The following is a 19,108-nucleotide window of genomic DNA, read 5'->3' on the forward strand; positions in this document are numbered from 1 at the left end:
CTCTCCTAGATTCCTGAAGTCGTTTCGTACCTGGCGGTTCAGATCTCGTCGATGTTCGACGACTCGAAGCGCGCGGAGATGTTGATGCCGAGCTCCTCCGCAGCGCGGAAGGCCTCGTCATCGGTGTCGCGGAGCGAGACCGCGGTGCCGTCGGCCGAGAGGACCTCGACGTTCAGGCAGAGCGACTGCATCTCCTTCATGAGCACCTTGAACGACTCGGGGATGCCGGGCTCCTGGATGTTCTCGCCCTTGACGATCGCCTCGTAGACCTTGACGCGGCCGAGGATGTCGTCGGACTTGATCGTGAGGAGCTCCTGCAGCGCGTACGCAGCGCCGTAGGCCTGGAGCGCCCAGACCTCCATCTCACCGAATCGCTGGCCACCGAACTGCGCCTTACCACCGAGCGGCTGCTGGGTGATCATCGAGTACGGGCCCGTCGAACGCGCGTGGATCTTGTCGTCGACCAGGTGGTGCAGCTTCAGGATGTACATGTAGCCGACCGACACGGGGTACGGGAACGGCTCGCCCGAGCGGCCGTCGAAGAGCTGCGTCTTGCCGCTCGAGTCGATGAGCCGCTCGCCGTCGCGGTTGGGGAGCGTCGAGTCGAGCAGACCCGCGATCTCCTCCTCGAAGGCGCCGTCGAACACCGGGGTCGCGACCTTGGTGCCGGGCGCGGCCTCGTGGGCGGCCTCGGGCAGGCGCTTGGCCCACGCCGGCTTGCCCTCGACCTTCCAGCCCTGCTTCGCGACCCAGCCGAGGTGGGTCTCGAGCACCTGGCCGAAGTTCATTCGACCCGGGATGCCGAGCGGGTTCAGGATGACGTCGACCGGAGTGCCGTCGGCGAGGAACGGCATGTCCTCGACCGGCAGGATCTTCGAGATGACGCCCTTGTTGCCGTGGCGGCCGGCGAGCTTGTCGCCCTCGGTGATCTTGCGCTTCTGGGCGATGTAGACGACCACGCGCTGGTTGACGCCCGAGCCGAGCTCGTCGTCGCCGTCCTGCGCGTCGAACACCTTGACGGCGATGATCGTGCCCTGCTCGCCGTGGGGCACCTTGAGGGAGGTGTCGCGGACCTCGCGGCTCTTCTCGTTGAAGATCGCGCGGAGCAGACGCTCTTCGGCCGACAGCTCGGTCTCGCCCTTCGGCGTGACCTTGCCGACGAGGATGTCGCCGGGGCGGACCTCGGCGCCGATGCGGATGATGCCGCGCTCGTCGAGGTCGGCGAGCAGGTCGGGGCTCACGTTGGGGAGGTCGCGGGTGATCTCCTCCTTGCCGAGCTTCGTGTCGCGCGCGTCGACCTCGTACTCCTCGATGTGGATCGACGAGAGCACGTCGTCCTTCACGAGGTTCTGGCTGAGGATGATCGCGTCCTCGAAGTTGTGGCCCTCCCACGGCATGAACGCGACGAGCAGGTTCTTGCCGAGCGCGAGCTCGCCGTTGTCGGTGGCGGGGCCGTCGGCGATGACCTCGCCGGCCTCGACGCGCTCACCGGCGTTGACGATCACGCGGTTGTTGTACGAGGTGCCCTGGTTCGAGCGGTCGAACTTGCGCAGGAAGTAGGTCTGCGTGCCGCCCTCGTCGAGCTGCACGGTGACCGAGTCGGCCGAGACCTCGGCGACCACACCGGCCTTGTCGGCGGTGATGACGTCGCCGGCGTCGATCGCGGCGTAGCCCTCCATACCGGTGCCCACGAACGGCGAGTCGCTGCGGAGCAGCGGCACGGCCTGGCGCTGCATGTTCGCACCCATGAGGGCGCGGTTCGCGTCGTCGTGCTCGAGGAACGGGATGAGCGAAGTGCCGACCGACACCATCTGGCGCGGCGAGACATCCATGTAGCCGATCTCGTCGGCCGGGAACAGGTCGACCTCGCCGCCCTTCTTGCGGGCGAGCACGCGCTCCTCCACGAAGTGGCCGTCGGCCTTCAGCGGCGCGTTGGCCTGGGCGACGATGTAGTCCTCTTCCTCCATCGCCGTGAGGTAGTCGATCTTGTCGGTGACCTTGCCGGCCTCGACCTTGCGGTACGGGGTCTCGATGAAGCCGAACGAGTTGATGCGGGCGAACGACGCGAGCGAGCCGATGAGGCCGATGTTCGGGCCTTCAGGGGTCTCGATCGGGCACATGCGGCCGTAGTGCGACGGGTGGACGTCACGGACCTCGACGCCCGCGCGGTCGCGCGAGAGACCGCCGGGGCCGAGCGCCGAGAGGCGGCGCTTGTGGGTCAGGCCCGCGAGCGGGTTGTTCTGGTCCATGAACTGCGACAGCTGCGAGGTGCCGAAGAACTCCTTGATCGCGGCGACGACGGGTCGCACGTTGATCAGGGTCTGCGGGGTGATCGCCTCGATGTCCTGCGTCGTCATGCGCTCGCGGACGACGCGCTCCATGCGGCTGAGGCCGGTGCGCACCTGGTTCTGGATGAGCTCGCCGACCGCGCGGATGCGACGGTTGCCGAAGTTGTCGATGTCGTCGACGTCGAGGCGCAGCTCGACCGCCTTGCCGCCGCGGCGGCCGGGCAGCGTGTCGCGCTCGTCGTGCAGGGCGACGAGGTACTTGATCGTGGCCACGATGTCCTGCACCGTGAGCACCGAGTCGGTGAGGGGGGCCTCGAGACCGAGCTTGTTGTTGATCTTGTACCGGCCGACCTTCGCGAGGTCGTAGCGCTTCGGGTTGAAGTAGAAGTTGTCGAGGAGCGCGCGCGCGGCCTCGGCGGCGACCTGCTCGCCCGGACGGAGCTTGCGGTAGATGTCCTTGAGCGCCTCTTCCTTCGTGAGGATGTTGTCCTTCTCGAGGGTGAGCGCGATCGACTCGTAGCCGGCGAACTCCTCGAGGATCTCCTCGCTCGTGAGGCCGAGGGCCTTCAGGAAGACGGTGACCGACTGCTTGCGCTTGCGGTCGATGCGGACGCCGACCTGGTCGCGCTTGTCGATCTCGAACTCGAGCCACGCACCGCGGCTCGGGATGACGCGGGCCGAGTAGATGTCCTTGTCCGAGGTCTTCTCGGGGGTGCGCTCGAAGTAGACGCCGGGCGAGCGGACGAGCTGCGAGACGACGACGCGCTCGGTGCCGTTGATGACGAACGTGCCCTTGGGGGTCATGAGCGGGAAGTCGCCCATGAAGACCGTCTGGGTCTTGATCTCACCCGTGAGGTGGTTCATGAACTCCGCGTTCACGTAGAGCGGAGCGGAGTAGGTCTTCGACTTCTCCTTGCACTCGTCGATCGTGTACTTCGGCGGCTCGAGCTCGGGGTTCGTGAACGAGAGCTGCATGGTCTCGCCGAGGTCCTCGATGGGCGAGATCTCCTCGAAGATCTCCTCGAGGCCCGTGGTCTCGGGCAGGTCCTGCCGGCCCGCCGACTTCGCCTCGGCGACGCGTGCCTTCCACGCGTCGTTGCCGACGAGCCAATCGAAGCTCTCGGTCTGGAGTGCGAGCAGGTCGGGTACCGTGAGGGTGTCGGTGACCTTGGCGAACGAGAGACGGCTTGCACCGCGTCCGTTCTTGGGAGTGGGCGTGGTCGCGTTGCGCGCAGCAGCCAAGTGAATAACCTCCATGGCCCCGTCGGGCCGGTTCACTGTCGGTAGCGGAGAGTTCAGTACCCCTCAGACACGAGCGAGTGACCGGGACCGGAAGGTCTCGACTCGCCCGGAAGCCGACCGCAATATGAAGGCATGGTGGGTCTGGGAGCGCAAACGTCAACTATATGCGATTCGACGCGCCAAGTCCAGCGAGATTCTTGATTTGTTCGCGGATGTCCGGTATAACCGCGCGTCGGCCCCGATTCGAGGAAGCCGCGAGGGGCCGATTCCCGCGAGAATCGGCCCCTCGCGCCCGGTTTCAGCGGATGCCGTCGCGCCGGCGCAGGCGTGCGGCGACGAGCGCCACGAGTCCCAGCATCACGGCGAGGGCGGATGCCTCGGCCGCGCCCCGCGCGTCGGCCCCGGTCTCGGCGAGGGCCGAGACGTCGGCGTCGTCGGCGGCGGGTGCCGCGACCGGTGCGGCATCCTCGGGGCGGGCCGGAGTGGCGGCCGGCTCGCCGGCGCCTCCCGGTTCGGCCGGGCCGGCCGGGTCATCGCCGTCGGGCGTGCCGCCGGCCGCGCCGTCGTCGGGTGCACCCGGATCGGCGGGCTCGGCCGGGGTGCCCGGCTCGGTCGGGTCCTCTTCGCCCGACGAGGCATCGAGCACCTCGATCCTCACCGTCGGGTAGTTGTACTCGCCGTCCGCGAACAGCACGTAGCGGAAGGTGTCGCTGCCGGTGAAGTCCGGCTCCGGCGAGTAGACGAACGAACCGTCCGCGTTCCAGTCGATCGACCCGTGCGCCGGCTCGGTGAGCAGGTAGGCGACGGACTTCTCGACCCCCGCGGGGGCGTGGTCGTTCGCGAGCAGACCGGGTGCGGCGACCTCGAGTGCCGCGCCCCTCGTCGTCGTGTAGGCGTCGTCGGCGCCCATCACCGGCTCCTCGCCCTCGGCGAAGATGACGACCTCGGCGGACGGCGAGTTCACCTTGCTGCGGCCGTCGGTGATCGAGAACTCGAGCCAGGCCGTGCCGGTGAACCCGGCGTCGGCCGTGAAGGTGAAGGAGCCGTCCTCGGCCATCTCGACCTCGCCGTGACCGAGCGCGGGGTACGCGACGAGCACCGCGAGCGGGTCGCCGTCGGCGTCGGTGTCGTTCGCGAGCACGCCGCCGGCGGCCGGAACGGTGATCGACTCGCCCGACTGCACGAAGTAGCGATCCGCCGTCGGCACGGGCGGCGTGTTGGTCGAGCCGTCGGACTCGACCACGTCGATCGTGATCTCGGCCTCGTTCCAGCTGACGAGCCCGTGCTCGTCGCGCACCGAGTACGTGAGCCGGTCGGTGCCGACGAACCCGGCCGGCGGGGTGTACGTCGACCAGCCGTCGCTGTACGTCTTCCACGTGCCCGCCGGGAGATCTCCCGTGCCGGCCCACTCGAGCGCGTCGCCGTCGGCATCGGTGTCGTTCGCGACCTGGCTCGGTGCGGGCAGGTAGAGCGACTCCCCCGCGACCACCGAGTAGTGGTCGTCGACCGCGACCGGGCGGTGGTTCACGCTGCCGTCGCCGACCTGCAGTTCGACCGCGACCGACGCGCTGAGGTATCCGTGGGAGTCCTTCGCGCGATAGTGGAAGGTGTCGACGCCGGTGTAACCGGGCAACGGGGTGTAGACGAAGCCGCCGTTCGCCGCCCAGGCGAGGTCGCCCGAGAGCCCGTCGGCATCGACGACGACCTCGAGGGTGTCGCCGGGTTCGGGGTCGGTGTCGTTGAACAGCAGGCCGGGGGTCTTGATCGAGAGCATCGTGTCCTGCACGACGCCGAACACGTCGGGTTCCGCGGTCGGCGTGCCGGGAATCTCATCGGGGCCGGACGGCTCGGAGCCGGGTGCGGCCGGATACAGCCACAGATACCCGTCGTCGCAGCCGACGGCCGTGCACACACGGTACTCGAGCGTGGCGGTCAGACCCGGTGCGTCGCCCGGGTCGATGTAGAACGAGCCGTCGGTGCCGAGCATCTGGACGTCCCCGTTGCCGACGTGCGCGCCGTACGGGAAGGTGAGCGAGGTGACCGGCAGGCCGTCGAGCTGGTCGTTCACGAGCAGCCCCTGGTGCCCGCCGATGTAGAGCGGGGTCTCGGGCGCGTAGATGTACGTGTCGTCGACGGCGACGGGCTGCGCGTCGACGTCGCTTCCGGTCGGCAGCACGTCGATCGTGACGGTCGCCCAGTTGCTGTCGAGGTCGTCGGCGCCGTGGTCGTCGCGAACGTGGTAGTCGAAGGTCACCGTGCCGGTGAATCCCGGCACCGGCGTGTACCTGAACGACGGTCCGCCGTTGAAGACCACGAGTTCGCCGCTCGCGGGGAAGGTGTTCTCGTTGATGCGGAACCAGTCGCCGTCGGCGTCGTAGTCGTTCGCCTGCATGGCCGGGTCCTGCACGGTGAGCGTCGTGTCCTGCACCATCTGCCAGTGGTCGTCGACCGCCACGGGCGCCGTGTTCGCGTCGCCCGCGCCCTGCGGCTCGGGCGCGAACGACGGTGCCGCGGGCTGCTTCGCCTGGGATGCCTCGGCGTCAGCGTCGTCGAGCGGCGCTTCGCCGCCCGACGGATCGCCGACGGGCAGTTGCTCGGCGACGTCGGCGACCGGCACGTCGGCTGGCGCCTCGTCGGCCGGCACGTCGTCGGCCGGCACGTCGTCGGCCGGCACGTCCTCGGCCGGCACCTCCTCGGCCGGCACCTCCCCGGCGGGCGCGTCCTCGGTCGACGCGTCGGCGGAGGGGCCCTCGGGGGTTGCGGCGTCGACGGGCGCCGACGCGGCGACCGTGCCCTCCGTCGGAACGACCTCCGCGGCGCACGCGGCGAGCGGCGCGCCCGCGGTGACGACGGCGACGGCCATCGCAAGGCCGGCGATGCGGGCGGCCGCGCGGCGCGGCATCCCCTCGTCGGCTGACTGGTGGTCTCGGAATCGCATCGGTGTCTGCTTTCGTGTCGTGATCGTGATGGTGGATCGTGCTCGAGGAAGGTGGGGGCGAGCCCCCGCCGTTCGGGTGCCGGCGGGGGCTCCGGTGGGCGACGGAGGCTCGGGTCGTCCGTCGTCCGGCCGGGCGGGCTCAGCCGCCCCACTCGACGTGCACCGTGTCGGGGCGTCCCGGCACGAGGCTCACGTCGAGGGTCGCGCCGGGCAGGGCGCGAGCGAGGTGCAGCGGCGCGAGCTGCTCCGTTCGGGTGACCGGCAGCGGCACGCCGCCCGGCATGAGCACGTGCAGGTCGAGCTCGACGAGCGAGTTCATGCCGATCATCATCGGCAGCTGGCGCGCGTCGAGGATCGTCGCCGTCGTGCGCAGGCGCTGCCCTTCGAGAGCCGGCTCGGCCTGGGCTGGCATCGAGGCGGCCATCATGCGGCTCGCCTGCTCCATCTGCGCCTTGGCCTGCGCCATGCTCGCGCCGACGTCCAGGCGCTGCTGCGCCTCGTAGCCCTGGCGGGTCAGCGTCGCGAGGTCGCGGAGGAAGCCCATCTCACACCGCCTGGTAGATCTCGTTGAAGCGGCGACCGACACCGCGGTCGGCCTGGATGCGGGCGGCCCAGCCGGCGGCCGCCGACGCCCACGACGCCTCGTCGACGCCGAACATCGCGGCGACGGCCGGAAGCTTCGTCGCGTCGTAGCCGTAGGCCGCGATGCCCTTCGAGATGCGGGCGTAGCGGTCGAGGTCGACACCCGCGATCGGGTCGAGGTTGCCGGGCTGCGGGTCGGCGGTCATCGCCTGCACCGCCTGGATGTCCATCTGCTGCCGGTACTGCTCGGACTGCGCCTGCAGCTGGTTCGCCTGGTCGATGAGGCCGGGAGCGGCCTTCACCATCTCGGCCATGTCGCCGAACTGCTTGAAGAGGTTCATGCTCGTTTCCTTCCGGGTGGTGTTCCCGGATCGTCCGGGGTGATGCCATGAGGTTCCCGCGACGGGCCGTGCCGCCGGATGGGCAGTGGCTGCTCATTCGCGACGCCCGGCATTACTCAGGGGCATCACGCGATTGCTCACCGGCCGACTGCGACACCCCCTGTGCGGGGTAGTGCGCGGCGAGGCATCCCGGCCGTACAGTGAATCGTCCCGATCACCGAAAGGCGCCGATGGCCTCGAACGATCCCGATGCGGCAGCCGGACCCGAGCCCGACCTCGACGGCGCGTGGCCGCTCGTCGGCCGTGACGGCCAGGTCGCGCGCGCCGTCGGCGCGCTGCAGGGCGGGCAGGCGCGCTCGGTGTTCCTCTACGGGCCGTCCGGCATCGGCAAGAGCCGCATCCAGTCGGCCGTCGGCGACCTGCTCGACGAGGCCGGGTGGCTCGTGCTGACCGCGAGCGGCAACCCGGCACTGTCGGCCGTGCCGTTCGCGACCGTCGCCCCGGCCCTGGCCCGGGGCATCGACGATCCGGTGCTCCCCAAGGTGAGCGACCCACTCGCGCTCTTCACGTCGACGAGCGCGACCATCGCCGACCTCGCCGGCGGACGGCGCACGGTGATCGCGGTCGACGACCTCTCCTCCGCCGACAGCGTCTCGGTGGGACTCATCGCCCAGCTCGTCGCGGCGGGCTCGCTCTCGCTCATCGCGACGCTCCCCGAGGGCGAACCGGTGCCCGACGGGGTGCTGCCGATCGCGTCGTCTGCCGACTCGGTGCGCATCGACGTGCCGGCGCTCGACCTCGACGAGATCACCGAGCTGATCGCGCAGGTGCTCGGCGCGCCGATCGCCCACCGCGACGCGGTCGAGCTCCACCGCGCCTCGCACGGCAACCCGCTCTTCCTGCGCGAGCTCGTGATCGGCGCCGTCGAGACCGGCGCCCTCGTGCGCGCGGGCGAGCACTGGCAGCTCGAGGGCGACCCGGTCGGCACGCCCGCGCTGCGCGACCTCATCCGCGCGCGACTGCGGGGCCTCGGCACGGAGGAGCGCGACGCGATCGAGCGGCTCGCGCTCTGCGAACCGCTCGGCATCGACGAGTTCGTGCGCCCCGGCGCGCCCGAGGCGCTCGCCGAGCTCGAGCTGCGCGGCATGATCCGCGTCGACGAGTCGGGCCACGGCATCGCCATCACCCTCGCGCACCCGCAGTACGCCGGCGCCGTGCGCGAGTCGCTGCCGCGCATCAGGGCGATCTCGCTGCTCATCGAGCAGGCCGATGTCGTCGAGCGGGGGCCGATGACCGTCGTCGACGAACTGCGCATCGCGATGTGGCGGCTCGACGCCGGCCGGCCCTCCGACCCCGAGCTGCTGATCCGCTCGGCCGACCTCGCACAGCGCGCCCACGACCATCGCACCGCCGAGCGGCTCGCGGCGGCCGCGATCGGCGCCGGCGCGACGGATGCCTCCGCGCACATGTTGCACGCCGACCTGCTGTGGTCGCTCGGCCGGGGCACCGAGGCGCTCGACGCCCTCGCCAACGCCGAGTCCGCGGCGCGCGCGACCGATCACCCCGAGGCGACCCTCGCGGCGATCGCCGCCAAGCGGGCCGAGATCTACGGCGGCGACCCGCTCGGCAGCGAGCGCGGCATCCGGCTGCTCGAGGAGATCGGCCGCGCCCTGCCCGAGCAGCTGCCGATGCTGCTCATCAGCAAGGCGACCCTCGTGCTGCACCTGCTGCGCGCGAACGAGGCGCTCGCCCTCGTCGACGAGGCCGCCGGCTACCTCGGCGACAGCGCCGTCGAACGCGCGCTCGTCTCGCTCGGGCGCGCGATGCCGCTCTCGCAGATGCAGCGCTCGGCCGAGGCGATCGCCGAGGCCGAGGCCGCCGTCGCGTACGCCTCGACCGAGGGTGCGCACATCCCGAAGCGTCGCGCGCAGGTGCCGTACGCGTACGCGCTCATCGAGTGCGACCGTTACGACGACGCGCGCCGGGTCACGATCGAGATGCTGCACGACGCGATCCGCAACGACGACGAGCTCACCGCCCGGCACGCCGAGTTCCTCATGGGGCGCCAGTTCTGGGCGGCGGGTCGGCTCGACACCGCCGCGCGCTGGTTCCGCGACAGCCTGAGCGGCGCCGAACTGCGCGGGCCGGCGTCGCTGCGCGGCCCCTCGCTCGGCTTCCTCACCGTGATCGCCTGCATGCAGGGCGACCTCGACCGCGCCCGCGAGCTGCGCGGCCGGTTCGAGGCCGGGTACGACCGGGAGGACACGCTCACCGCGCTCGCAGACGCGTGGCTCGCACGCACCGAGGGCGACACCGACGGCGCGGCGAAGATCCTGCTCGCCCGCGTCGAGCAGGTGCTGCCGCGCGGCGCCGTCAACGTGAGCTCGGTCTTCCTGCACAACCTCGCACGCCTCGGCTCCCGCGCCCACGCGAAGGACGCGGCCGACCGCCTCTCGAGACTCGAGCGACAGACCGGCGCCCCCGAGATCGCACGGCGCGCCCGTCACGCCCGGGCCGAGGCGGCGGCCGACGCCGCCGGGCTGCGCGCCGCCGGCGAGGAGTGGGAGCGCCTCGGCGGCCTGCTGTTCGCGGCCGAGGCGTTCGCCTCCGCGGGGCAGTCGGCCCGCGCCGACGGGCGGGGGCGCGAGTCATCCGCCGACCTGCAGCGCGCCGCGGCGCTCGCCGCCGCGTGCGAGGGGGCGCGCACGCCGCTGCTCACCTTCACCGACGGCTCGGAGCCGCTCACGCCCCGCGAGCGCGAGATCGCGTCGCTCGCGGCCCAGGGGCTGAGCTCGAACGAGATCGCGCAGCGCCTTTTCCTGTCGCCGCGCACGGTGAACAACCACCTGCAGTCGACGTACACGAAGCTCGGCATCCGCGGGCGGCGCGAGCTGCAGTTATAGTTCGCGCCCTGCAGCCGCGACCGTGCCGTGGACGGCGCCTACGCCGTGACGATGTCGGCGCGCATGCCCTCGAGCCGCTCGCCGACGGCGCCCACGGCCTCCTTCGCGACGCCGAGGTCGGCGAGCGCGGTCATGAGCGAGGCGACGACCCGGTCGAACGCGGCATCGGTGATCGCCATGTCGTGATGGGCCTCCCCGACCGACCGGCCGCTGAAGACCTGCGGACCGCCGAACGCCGCGGCGAGGAACGCGCGCTGGTGCGCCTGCAGCCGGTCGACGTCGACGCCCTCGAACCACGGCGCGAGCTCGGGATCGGCGACGATGCGGTGGTACATGACCGCCACCGCCGTGCGCACTCCGTCGCTGCCGCCGAGCTCGTCGTAGATCGCGTGCATCCGTCCTCCTCATCGGTCGTGGGTCCAGCATGGCGGATGCCTCGGGCGGACGCCTGAGCAATCGTTGCTCATTCCGCCCCCGATCCGTGGGACGATGCCTCCGTGCCCGCGAGCCCCCGCCGCATCGAGTTCGAGACCGACGTGTTCTCGTCGACCGGGTTCACGCTGCTCGTCGACGACGTCGCCCAGTCGCACGTCGACCGGGCCGATCCGACGCGGCTCTTCTTCGAGTACGTGCGCCGCATCGGCCACGTCGTCGACGCGATGGGCCTGCCGGGCGAGCCGCTGCGCGTGCTGCACCTCGGCGGCGGCGCGATGACCCTGCCGCGCTACGTCGAGGCGACCCGTCCCGACTCGCAGCAGCTCGTCGTCGAGATCGACGGCGAGCTCGCCCGCCTCGTGCAGGATCGCCTGCCGCTGCCGACCGGCGCCGACATCGCCGTCCGGGTCGACGATGCGGCATCCGTCGTCGTGGAACTCCCGGGCGGGGCGTCGTTCGACCTCGTGATCGTCGACCTCTACGACCGGCTCGACGCGCCGGCGTTCGTCGAGACGGGCGTGTTCATGGGCGGATGCCTCGGGCTGCTTGCCGATCGCGGGCTGCTCGTCGTGAACGTGGCCGACGCGGCGGGCCTCGCCCGGCTCCGTGCACAGGCCCGTGCGATCGCACGTGCCGATCCGGGCACCGATCTGCTCGTCGCGGGCGACGCGAGCGTCGTCTCGGGGGCGGAAGAGGGCAACGTCGTGCTCGTGGCGGCGCCCCGCGGGCTCCCGCCCGGGCTCGCCGGACGGCTCGCCGCGCTCGGCCCCCATCCGGCTGCGGTGCTCGAGGGCGACCGGCTCGACTTCGCACTCTGGGGCGCCTGCTGATGCTCGCGCCCGGGCGCCTGCGCTCGACGGCGGGTAGCGTGGTGACGTGACCGCCGACCCCTCGCTCGAACGCCGCCTCACCGCGAGCGGGCACGTCGCCCGACTCGAGGAGTCGCGACAGGCGCCCGGATCGTGGACGCTCTACGTCGACGGCACCCCGCAGTCGCACGTCGAGCTCGAGCGGCCCGAGTGGCTCGGCTTCGAGTACGTGCGCCGCATCGGCCACGCCGTCGACCTCGTGCGCGACGCGGGCGAGCCGATCACCGCCGTGCATCTCGGCGGCGGCGCGCTCACCCTGCCGCGCTACGTCATCGCGACCCGGCCGGGCTCGCGGCAGCAGGTGATCGAGCTCGAGTCCGAGCTCGTCGACCTCGTGCGCGAGCACCTGCCGCTGCCGCGCGGCGCGCAACTCCGTATCCGTCACGGCGATGCCCGCGAGGTGCTCGCGAAGCTGCCGGGCGGGCTCGACGGGGCCGTCGACCTCGTGGTCGTCGACATCTTCTCGGGCGCGCGCACCCCCGCGCACGTCACGAGCGCCGAGTTCTACGGGCTCGTCGTGCCGCGCCTCGCGCCGGGCGGCATCGTCGCCGTGAACGTCGCCGACGGGGCGGGCCTCGCCTTCGCGCGTTCGCAGGCGGCGACGCTCTCGCACGTGTTCCCGCACGTCGCGATCGCGGCCGACACCGGCATGCTCAAGGGCCGGCGGTTCGGCAACATCGTCATGTACGCGTCGGACGCCCCGCTGCCGTTCGACGCGATGCCCCGACGCCTCGCGAGCGACCCCGCGCCGGCGAAGCTCGTCGAGGGCGACGAGCTCCGCCGCTTCATCGCGGGCGCCCCGGTCGTGACCGACGCCACCGCGGTGCCGTCGCCGCCGCCGGCCCGCTCGATCTTCCTGACGAAGCCCGGCGGTTGACGCCTGACGCCGGGTCAGCCGATCGCAGCGGCGCGGCTCGGCGTGCTCTCGTTCCAGACCCGGTCGAGCGCGGTCACGGCGTACGTGTACGGGCGATCGGCCTCGGCCGAGCCATCCACCCAGCGCTGCACGACCCCTGAGCCGGCGCGCACGGTCGCGACGAGGTTGGCCGCGTCCTCCACGTCGATCGCGCCGGCCGCGCCGTCGACGCGGTAGATCGCGAACGAGGTCGCCCGCCGCGAGGGCGGCACGGCGTCCGACCACTGCAGGGCGACGCCGCCGTCGCCGCGCTCGGGGTCGGCGAGCACGGGCGCCCGGACCGCGGTCGCGGGCAGCCACTCCATCGCTGGCACGATCGCGGGGCGCGAGTAGTGGTCGACGAGCACGCGCGACATCGAGCCCTGCGGGTCGGCGGGCACGTGCTTGGCCGAGAAGTACACGTTGCCGTGCACGGGCGTGCCCTGCTCGGTCACGCCGCGGTCGAACGCCAGGTGGTTCGAGAGCTCGGCCGGGTCGGTGAACACCCCCGACGTCACCTTATAGAGCGCCTCACCGATGTAGAGGTGCGTGCCGCTCGTCGCGGCGACGTCGGCCCACCACGGCACGAGCTTCGCGTAGTCGGCGACGGCGAGCCCGATCTGCCAGTACACCTGCGGGTTGATGTAGTCGAGCCAGCCCTCGAGCACCCACTTGCGCGTGTCGGCGAACTGCAGGTCGTACGACTGCGAGCCGCCGGTCTCCGAGCCGAGCGGGTCGGTGGCGCGGTTGCGCCAGATGCCGAACGGGCTGATGCCGAACTTGACCCATGGCTTCAGTGCCTTGATGCGCTCGGAGATCGAGCTCACGAACGTGTCGACGTTGTGCCGGCGCCAGTCGGCGACGTCGTCGAAGCCGGCGCCGTGCGCGGCGTAGGTCGCGGCATCCGGAATCGTCTGCCCGGCCACCGGATAGGGGTAGAAGTAGTCGTCGAAGTGCACGCCGTCGAGGTCGTAGTGCTCGACCGAGTGCAGGATCGCCTGCTGAATGTGCTCCTGCGCCTCGGGGAGTCCCGGGTCGAAGTAGAGCTTGCCGCCGTACGCCCACACCCAGTCGGGGTGCACGCGGGCGGGGTGCTCTGGCACGAGCTTCGCGGGGTCGGCCTGCATCGAGACGCGGTAGGGGTTGTACCAGGCGTGCAGTTCGAGGTTGCGGGCGTGCGCCTCGTCGACGATGAAGGCGAGCGGGTCGTAGCCCGGGTCCTGCCCCTGCACGCCCGTGAGGTACTGCGACCACGGCTCGAGCGGGCTCGGCCAGAACGCGTCGGCGGTGGGGCGCACCTGCACGAACACGGCGTTGAGGCGGAACTGCTCGGCGACGTCGAGCCAGTGCAGGAACTCGGCGCGCTGCTCGTCGGCCGTGAGGCCGGTGCGGCTCGGCCAGTCGATGTTCACGACCGATGAGATCCACATGGCGCGGAGCTCCCGCTTGCGCGGACCCGTCGCCGCGGCGGGGGCGGTGGCGCCCGCCCCGGTCGCGTGCGCCGGCGTCGGTGCGAGCGACCCGACGGTCACGGTGAACGCCGATGCGGCGACGCCCGCGACGGCGAGGGTCAGGAATCCGCGGCGGCCGAGGCCGGCGGCCTCGGCATCGGCGGGGTGGTCGTGCGGCTGTGCGAGGGGCATCTTCGGTCCTCCGAGTCGGTCTGACTCGGAAAATACTTCCACACGCAGTCGATCTTGTGAAGAGTTTCTTCCAGGGCGGCTCACGCGTGCCGGAAGCGCAACTCCTGCCCGGGCCGCAGCTGCGCCACCGCGTCGAGCGAGGCCGCGGCGACGATCGCGATCACGGGATAGCCGCCCGTGACCGGCCGGTCGGCGAGCAGGATCGTCGGCTGCCCATCGCCCGACACCTGGATCGAGCCCGGCACCGTCGCCTCGCTCGCGAGCTCGCCGACGGCGCGACGCCCGAGCGCCGGCCCGACGAGTCGCACGCCGACGCGGTCGGCGCGCTCGGAGACGCGCCACGGCGTCTCGAACAGGGCGGCGCGCGCCGCGTCGGTGAACCAGTCGGCGCGGGGCCCCGGGCGCAGCGCGAGGGTCACGGTCTCGTCGGGCGGCGCGAACGCGGCCTCCTGGTCGAGCGCCGGCACGGATGCCTCGGGCTCGTCGCCGATCACGAGCTCGCGCCCCGGCCCCACCGGCTCGGGACCGAGGCCGGCCAGCGTGTCGCGCGAGCGCGACCCGAGCACCGGGGGCTCGTCGATGCCGCCGCGCACGGCAAGCGCGTAGCGCAGCCCGCGCTCGGCGGTGCCGAGCTCGAGCACCGCGCCGTCGGGCGCGCGCGCAGCCGTGTACGGCGCCACCGGGCGACCGTCGAGCGTGATCGGCCCCCAGGCGCCCGCGACCGCGAACCACGTGCCGCCGCCGACCACCCGAGCGCGGAGCCCGCCGACGAGGACCTCGAGGATCGCGGCACCGTCGGGGTTGCCGACGAGCCGGTTCGCGAGCCGTGCGGCGCCCCGGTCGAGCGCCCCGGAACCTGCGACCCCGAGGTGGGCGAGGCCCGGGCGGCCGAGGTCCTCCACGAGGGCGAGCGGTCCGACCGCCTCGATGATCAGGCGGCGCATCACCGCACCGCCTCGAATCGGACACGACGCCCCGGTGCGAGGAGCGCGGGATCGGCGCGATCGGGATTCCACAACTCGGCGTCGGTGCGACCGATCAGGCGCCAGCCGCCCGGGCTCTCCCTGGGGTACACGCCCGAGAACGCCCCCGCGAGCGCGACCGCGCCGGCCGGGACCCGGGTCCGCGGCGCGTCGAGCCGCGGCACCTCGAACGGCCAGTCGTCGCTCACGAGGTAGCCGAATCCCGGCGCGAACCCGCCGAACGCGACCCTCCAGCGCGCCGCAGAATGGCGCGCCACGAGCGACTCGGCCGACCAGCCGAGCCGCGCGGCGGTCTCGTCGAGGTCGTCGCCGTCGTACATGACGCGCACGATCGCCTCGTCATCGACCGGGCCGCGCCGATCGGCGCCGGCCGACGTCGTCGCACCCTGGACCCGGCGCACCCAGGTCTCGGCCGACTCGAGCGGCAGCCGCTCGGGGTCGACCGCCACGAGGATCGTGCGCGCGGCCGGAACGAGCTCGACGAGGCCGGGCCGCGGGTCGGAAGCGAGGGCGTCGTGCAGGGCGAGCACCTCGTCGAGCGAGTCGCACTCGACGAGCAGCGCCGCCTCGCCGCTCGGCAGCAGTCGCCCGGTCACGCGAACGCCTCGATGCGGCACCCGGCGGACTCGAGCACGGCGCGCACGGCTCGCGCGATCGCGACGGCGCCCGGGGTGTCGCCGTGCAGGCACAGCGAGTCGGGGGCGAGCTCGACCCGCCTGCCGTCGTCGGCCGCGATCCCGCCCGTCTCGGCGAGCTCGAGCGCACGGTCGGCTGCTGCGGCGGGGTCGTCGATGACCGATCCCGGCTCGCCGCGCGGGGCGAGCGAGCCGTCGGCGGCGTAGCCGCGATCGACGAACGCCTCGCGCGCGTAGGCGAGCCCCGAGGCATCCGCCGCCTGCTCGAGCGCGCTCGCGGGCGGGCCGAGCACGACGAGCGAGGGGTCGTAGGCGGCGACGGCCTCGGCGAAGGCGTGCGCGGCCGAGGCGTCGGCGGCGAGGCGATGGTAGAGCGCCCCGTGCGCCTTCACGTAGCGCACGCGGGTGCCGGCGACGCGGGCGGCGCCGTCGAGCCCGCCGAGCTGCACCACGAGCTCGGCCGCGACCTCGGCCGGGGTCGCGTCGAGCGCTCGTCGTCCGAATCCGGCGAGATCGCGATAGCCGGGGTGGGCGCCGAGCACGACCCCGTGCTCGGCGGCGCGGCGGGCGCTCGCGAGCATCGTGATCGGGTCGCCCGCGTGGAAGCCGCAGGCGACGTTCGCGCTCGAGACGAGGCCGAACATGGCCGCGTCGTCGCCGACGCGCCACGCGCCGAACGACTCGCCGAGGTCGCTGTTGAGGTCGATCGCGGGCCGCATGCTCCCATTCTGCCGCCGTGCCGGGCAGACTGGGGTCGGGGAGGCGCAACCATGCGAACCGGGTCTCGGCAGTCCACCCGCCACGCGCGCGTCGCCGCGGCGACCGGCATCGTCGCCGTCGCGCTGCCGCTCGTCGCCTGCACGACGCACGAACCGGCACCCGGCCCGACGGGCTGGACGCCGAGCCCGTCGGTCACGACGACCCCGACGCCATCGGCCGAGCCGGCGCCGGTGCCGGTCGTGCCCGCCGGCGACGTCGGGGTGGTCGCCGAGGGGCTCGACGCACCGTGGTCGATCGCGCTCGTGCCCGGCGGCGGAGTGCTCGTCTCCGAGCGCGACCGGGGCGACGTCGTCGAGGTGCTCGCCGGGGGCTCGCTGCGCGTCGCGGGCACCGTGCCGGGCGTGGCGGCCGCCGGCGAGGGGGGCCTGCTCGGCATCGCGGTGCGGCCGGCCGACGACGACCGCGGCACCGAGCTCTACGCGTACCTCACCTCGTCGGACGACAACCGCATCGTCAGGATGCCGCTCACGGGCACGGCCGGCTCCCTCGCCCTCGGCACGGCAGAACCGGTGCTGACCGGTATCCCGAAGGCCGGCAACCACGACGGCGGACGGATCGCCTTCGGCCCCGACGGGATGCTCTACGCCACCACGGGCGACGCGGGCGTGGGCGAGGCGGCGCAGGACCCCGACTCGCTGTCGGGCAAGATCCTTCGGATGACGCCCCACGGCGCCCCCGCGCCCGGCAACCCGTTCGGCACGCTCGTCTACACGCTCGGCCACCGCAATCCGCAGGGCATCGCCTGGGATGCCTCGGGCGGGATGTGGGCCGCCGAGTTCGGCCAGAACACCTGGGACGAGCTCAACCGCATCGAGCCGGGTTCGAACTACGGCTGGCCCGTCGTCGAGGGCGCCGCCGGCGACCCGCGCTACGTCGACCCCGTGGTGCAGTGGTCGACGAGCGAGGCGAGCCCGAGCGCGCTCGCCGTGATCGGCGACACGCTCTTCCTCGCGGCGCTGCGCGGGCAGCGCATCTGGACGGTGGCGCCGGCGAGCGCGGCCGAGCCCACGACGACCCCGTGGTTCGCGGGCGAGTTCGGCCGTATCCGCGAGGTGGTGGAGTCGCCCGACGGGGCGCTCTGGTTCCTCACCAACAACACCGACGGGCGCGGCTCGCCGCGCGAGGGCGACGACCGGCTGCTGTCGGTCGACCTCGCACCCGGCGGCTGATGCCGGCGTCCGTCGCGGGATTCGGCCCCGTTCGGGGGTGATCCGACCCTCCGGAAGGTCGGCGGCCGGCGCTATTCTCATCCCATGGCGGATCTCGAGCGGGTCAGGCGGTGGGCCGAGGCGCTCATCGTGCTGCACCTCGATCCCGAGGTCTGGAGCTTCGGGTTCGACAACGCCAAGAAGCGCGCCGGGCTCTGCAACTACACCGCGAAGCGCATCTCGGTGTCGCGGTACCTGGCCGCCCGGTACGACGACGACGAGGTGCACCAGATCCTGCTCCACGAGGTCGCCCACGCGATCGCGGGCCCGCGGGCCGGCCACGGCCCGAAGTGGGCGTCGATCGCCGCAGGCCTCGGCTTCGTGGGGCGGCGTACGCACGACGGCGAGGTCGCCCACGAGCTCGCCCCGTGGGTCGGCCGGTGCCCCGCCGGGCACGAGCACTACCGTTACCGCGAGCCCACGCGGCCGCTGAGCTGCGGGCTGTGCCGGCGCGGGTTCGACAGCGCGAACCTCATCGTCTGGCGGCATCGCGAGATCACCACGGCCGTGCGCCGGCGGGCGGCGAGCGCGGCGGCCGGCTGACCGTCCGCGGGGCGCGATCCGAGGCATCCGCAAGCGCTACGCTGATCGAGTGCCCGTCTCCACCGTGTCGATCCCGATCGGGCAATGGCTCGTTCCCGCAGAAGGCGTCACCTGGTGGTTCGACTCGGGATCGGTCGCCCTCGACTTCGCGACGACGGGTGCCATCGGCGGCGCGGCGGCCTCGGCCGGCGTCGAGCGCTTCCACTCCCCCGACGATCTCACCGAATGGCTGCGCGAGCGCTTTCCCGTCGCGGTCGGCCAGGCGCGTTCGCGCGACCTGTTCGACGCGGTCGCGCTGCGCGACGCGATCGCGCGGATGGCGGTCGCCGCGAGCCGCCACGAGCCGGCGCGATCGGGCGACATCGACCTCGTGAACCTCTACGCGGCGACACCCGATGTACCGCCGACGCTCGGCGGCGGATCGCGGCAGGCGGGCCGCTCGGTGCACACCGTGCCGCAGGCGCTGTCCACGATCGCGCGCGACGCCGTCGACCTGTTCTCGCCGGCGAACCTCGAGCGCATCCGCGAGTGCTCCGGCGACGACTGCGAGATCGTCTACCTCGACACGTCGCGCGCGGCGACCCGACGCTGGTGCTCGATGCAGCGGTGCGGCAACCGGGCGAAGGTCCGCGCCCACCGCGCCCGCAAGAGCGGCCGGACGCCGGCGGCGACCGGCGGCGCCCTGCAGACCACGCTCCCCGAGCCTGCGCCCGAGCCCGTCGAGCCCGACCGCGCGGCCTGACGCGCCGCCCCCGCCGGCGGATCGCCCGCCGCGTCCGCGCCGGCGGGCCCTCGTCGACCTCCGCACCGGTCCCAGCCGAGC

The 19,108-nt window shown here is 72.6% G+C and carries 15 protein-coding genes; 6 read left to right on the top strand and 9 right to left on the bottom strand.

Going from position 1 to position 19,108, the window contains the following annotated elements; genetic code table 11:
• Positions 1 to 38: 38 nt before the first annotated feature.
• From rpoB to ACFWGP_RS06460, 4 genes are all read right to left on the bottom strand, one after another.
• Positions 39 to 3,530 (bottom strand): DNA-directed RNA polymerase subunit beta, encoded by a 3,492-nt coding sequence (rpoB, locus tag ACFWGP_RS06445; protein WP_231430069.1) that lies wholly within the window; start codon positions 3,528 to 3,530, stop codon positions 39 to 41.
• A 298-nt stretch (positions 3,531 to 3,828) separates the two neighbouring features.
• Positions 3,829 to 6,468 (bottom strand): Ig-like domain-containing protein, encoded by a 2,640-nt coding sequence (locus ACFWGP_RS06450; protein ID WP_376930438.1) that lies wholly within the window; start codon positions 6,466 to 6,468, stop codon positions 3,829 to 3,831.
• A gap of 139 nt (positions 6,469 to 6,607) precedes the next feature.
• Positions 6,608 to 7,012 (bottom strand): hypothetical protein, encoded by a 405-nt coding sequence (locus ACFWGP_RS06455; RefSeq protein WP_376930439.1) that lies wholly within the window; start codon positions 7,010 to 7,012, stop codon positions 6,608 to 6,610.
• Between the two features lies 1 nt (position 7,013).
• Positions 7,014 to 7,391, bottom strand: coding sequence for a hypothetical protein (locus ACFWGP_RS06460; RefSeq protein WP_231430066.1), 378 nt, complete (start codon positions 7,389 to 7,391; stop codon positions 7,014 to 7,016).
• Between the two features lie 230 nt (positions 7,392 to 7,621).
• Between ACFWGP_RS06460 and ACFWGP_RS06465 the strand changes: the two genes are divergently transcribed.
• Complete coding sequence (locus ACFWGP_RS06465; protein ID WP_376930440.1) at positions 7,622 to 10,294, top strand: LuxR C-terminal-related transcriptional regulator; 2,673 nt, start codon at positions 7,622 to 7,624, stop codon at positions 10,292 to 10,294.
• Positions 10,295 to 10,332: 38 nt separating this feature from the next.
• Here the strand turns inward: ACFWGP_RS06465 and ACFWGP_RS06470 are convergent, their stop codons facing one another.
• The gene (locus tag ACFWGP_RS06470; RefSeq protein WP_231430064.1) at positions 10,333 to 10,689 is read right to left on the bottom strand and encodes a group 1 truncated hemoglobin; all 357 of its coding nucleotides are present in this window, start codon (positions 10,687 to 10,689) and stop codon (positions 10,333 to 10,335) included.
• A 102-nt stretch (positions 10,690 to 10,791) separates the two neighbouring features.
• Here ACFWGP_RS06470 and ACFWGP_RS06475 point away from each other — a divergent pair, with 102 nt between their 5' ends.
• Positions 10,792 to 11,559, top strand: a complete 768-nt coding sequence (locus ACFWGP_RS06475; RefSeq protein WP_376930441.1) for a spermidine synthase — start codon at positions 10,792 to 10,794, stop codon at positions 11,557 to 11,559.
• Between the two features lie 46 nt (positions 11,560 to 11,605).
• Positions 11,606 to 12,475, top strand: a complete 870-nt coding sequence (locus ACFWGP_RS06480) for a spermidine synthase (RefSeq protein WP_231430062.1) — start codon at positions 11,606 to 11,608, stop codon at positions 12,473 to 12,475.
• A 14-nt stretch (positions 12,476 to 12,489) separates the two neighbouring features.
• On the opposite strand, the gene ACFWGP_RS06485 is transcribed toward ACFWGP_RS06480, so the two are convergent.
• The 4 genes from ACFWGP_RS06485 to ACFWGP_RS06500 all read right to left on the bottom strand — a co-directional run bounded on the left by ACFWGP_RS06485 (position 12,490) and on the right by ACFWGP_RS06500 (position 16,473).
• Positions 12,490 to 14,136 carry a glycoside hydrolase family 10 protein gene (locus ACFWGP_RS06485; protein ID WP_376930442.1) on the bottom strand — a complete coding sequence of 549 codons (1,647 nt, stop codon included), beginning with the start codon at positions 14,134 to 14,136 and terminating at the stop codon, positions 12,490 to 12,492.
• 80 nt (positions 14,137 to 14,216) lie between these two features.
• Complete coding sequence (locus ACFWGP_RS06490) at positions 14,217 to 15,080, bottom strand: biotin-dependent carboxyltransferase family protein (protein ID WP_275505441.1); 864 nt, start codon at positions 15,078 to 15,080, stop codon at positions 14,217 to 14,219.
• Entirely contained in the window at positions 15,080 to 15,715 is a 636-nt protein-coding gene (locus ACFWGP_RS06495; protein ID WP_376930443.1) for an allophanate hydrolase subunit 1, read from the bottom strand. The genes ACFWGP_RS06490 and ACFWGP_RS06495 overlap by 1 nt, the downstream gene beginning before the upstream one ends.
• Positions 15,712 to 16,473: a LamB/YcsF family protein gene (locus tag ACFWGP_RS06500; protein WP_376930444.1), complete on the bottom strand. Its 762-nt coding sequence runs from the start codon at positions 16,471 to 16,473 to the stop codon at positions 15,712 to 15,714. Before ACFWGP_RS06500 ends, ACFWGP_RS06495 begins: the two co-directional genes overlap by 4 nt.
• A 51-nt stretch (positions 16,474 to 16,524) precedes the next feature.
• Here ACFWGP_RS06500 and ACFWGP_RS06505 point away from each other — a divergent pair, with 51 nt between their 5' ends.
• The 3 genes from ACFWGP_RS06505 to ACFWGP_RS06515 all read left to right on the top strand — a co-directional run bounded on the left by ACFWGP_RS06505 (position 16,525) and on the right by ACFWGP_RS06515 (position 19,027).
• Positions 16,525 to 17,703 (top strand): PQQ-dependent sugar dehydrogenase, encoded by a 1,179-nt coding sequence (locus ACFWGP_RS06505; protein WP_376930445.1) that lies wholly within the window; start codon positions 16,525 to 16,527, stop codon positions 17,701 to 17,703.
• 84 nt (positions 17,704 to 17,787) lie between these two features.
• Positions 17,788 to 18,285, top strand: a complete 498-nt coding sequence (locus ACFWGP_RS06510; RefSeq protein WP_231430056.1) for a SprT-like domain-containing protein — start codon at positions 17,788 to 17,790, stop codon at positions 18,283 to 18,285.
• A gap of 49 nt (positions 18,286 to 18,334) precedes the next feature.
• Positions 18,335 to 19,027: an ABATE domain-containing protein gene (locus tag ACFWGP_RS06515; RefSeq protein ID WP_231430055.1), complete on the top strand. Its 693-nt coding sequence runs from the start codon at positions 18,335 to 18,337 to the stop codon at positions 19,025 to 19,027.
• Positions 19,028 to 19,108: the final 81 nt, after the last annotated feature.

Origin of the sequence: Agromyces sp. NPDC127015 (assembly GCF_042725165.1) — a bacterium.
Taxonomy (GTDB): domain Bacteria; phylum Actinomycetota; class Actinomycetes; order Actinomycetales; family Microbacteriaceae; genus Agromyces; species Agromyces chromiiresistens.

Bases quoted from the DNA above. Each gene is read 5' to 3' on its own strand.
- ACFWGP_RS06455 (WP_376930439.1), bottom strand. From the start codon at position 7,012: ATGGGCTTCCTCCGCGACCTCGCGACGCTGACCCGCCAGGGCTACGAG.
- ACFWGP_RS06505 (WP_376930445.1), top strand. From the start codon at position 16,525: ATGCGAACCGGGTCTCGGCAGTCCACCCGCCACGCGCGCGTCGCCGCG.
- ACFWGP_RS06500 (WP_376930444.1), bottom strand. From the start codon at position 16,473: ATGCGGCCCGCGATCGACCTCAACAGCGACCTCGGCGAGTCGTTCGGC.
- ACFWGP_RS06460 (WP_231430066.1), bottom strand. From the start codon at position 7,391: ATGAACCTCTTCAAGCAGTTCGGCGACATGGCCGAGATGGTGAAGGCC.
- ACFWGP_RS06450 (WP_376930438.1), bottom strand. From the start codon at position 6,468: ATGCGATTCCGAGACCACCAGTCAGCCGACGAGGGGATGCCGCGCCGC.
- ACFWGP_RS06465 (WP_376930440.1), top strand. From the start codon at position 7,622: ATGGCCTCGAACGATCCCGATGCGGCAGCCGGACCCGAGCCCGACCTC.
- ACFWGP_RS06510 (WP_231430056.1), top strand. From the start codon at position 17,788: ATGGCGGATCTCGAGCGGGTCAGGCGGTGGGCCGAGGCGCTCATCGTG.
- ACFWGP_RS06470 (WP_231430064.1), bottom strand. From the start codon at position 10,689: ATGCACGCGATCTACGACGAGCTCGGCGGCAGCGACGGAGTGCGCACG.
- ACFWGP_RS06485 (WP_376930442.1), bottom strand. From the start codon at position 14,136: ATGCCCCTCGCACAGCCGCACGACCACCCCGCCGATGCCGAGGCCGCC.
- ACFWGP_RS06490 (WP_275505441.1), bottom strand. From the start codon at position 15,080: ATGCGCCGCCTGATCATCGAGGCGGTCGGACCGCTCGCCCTCGTGGAG.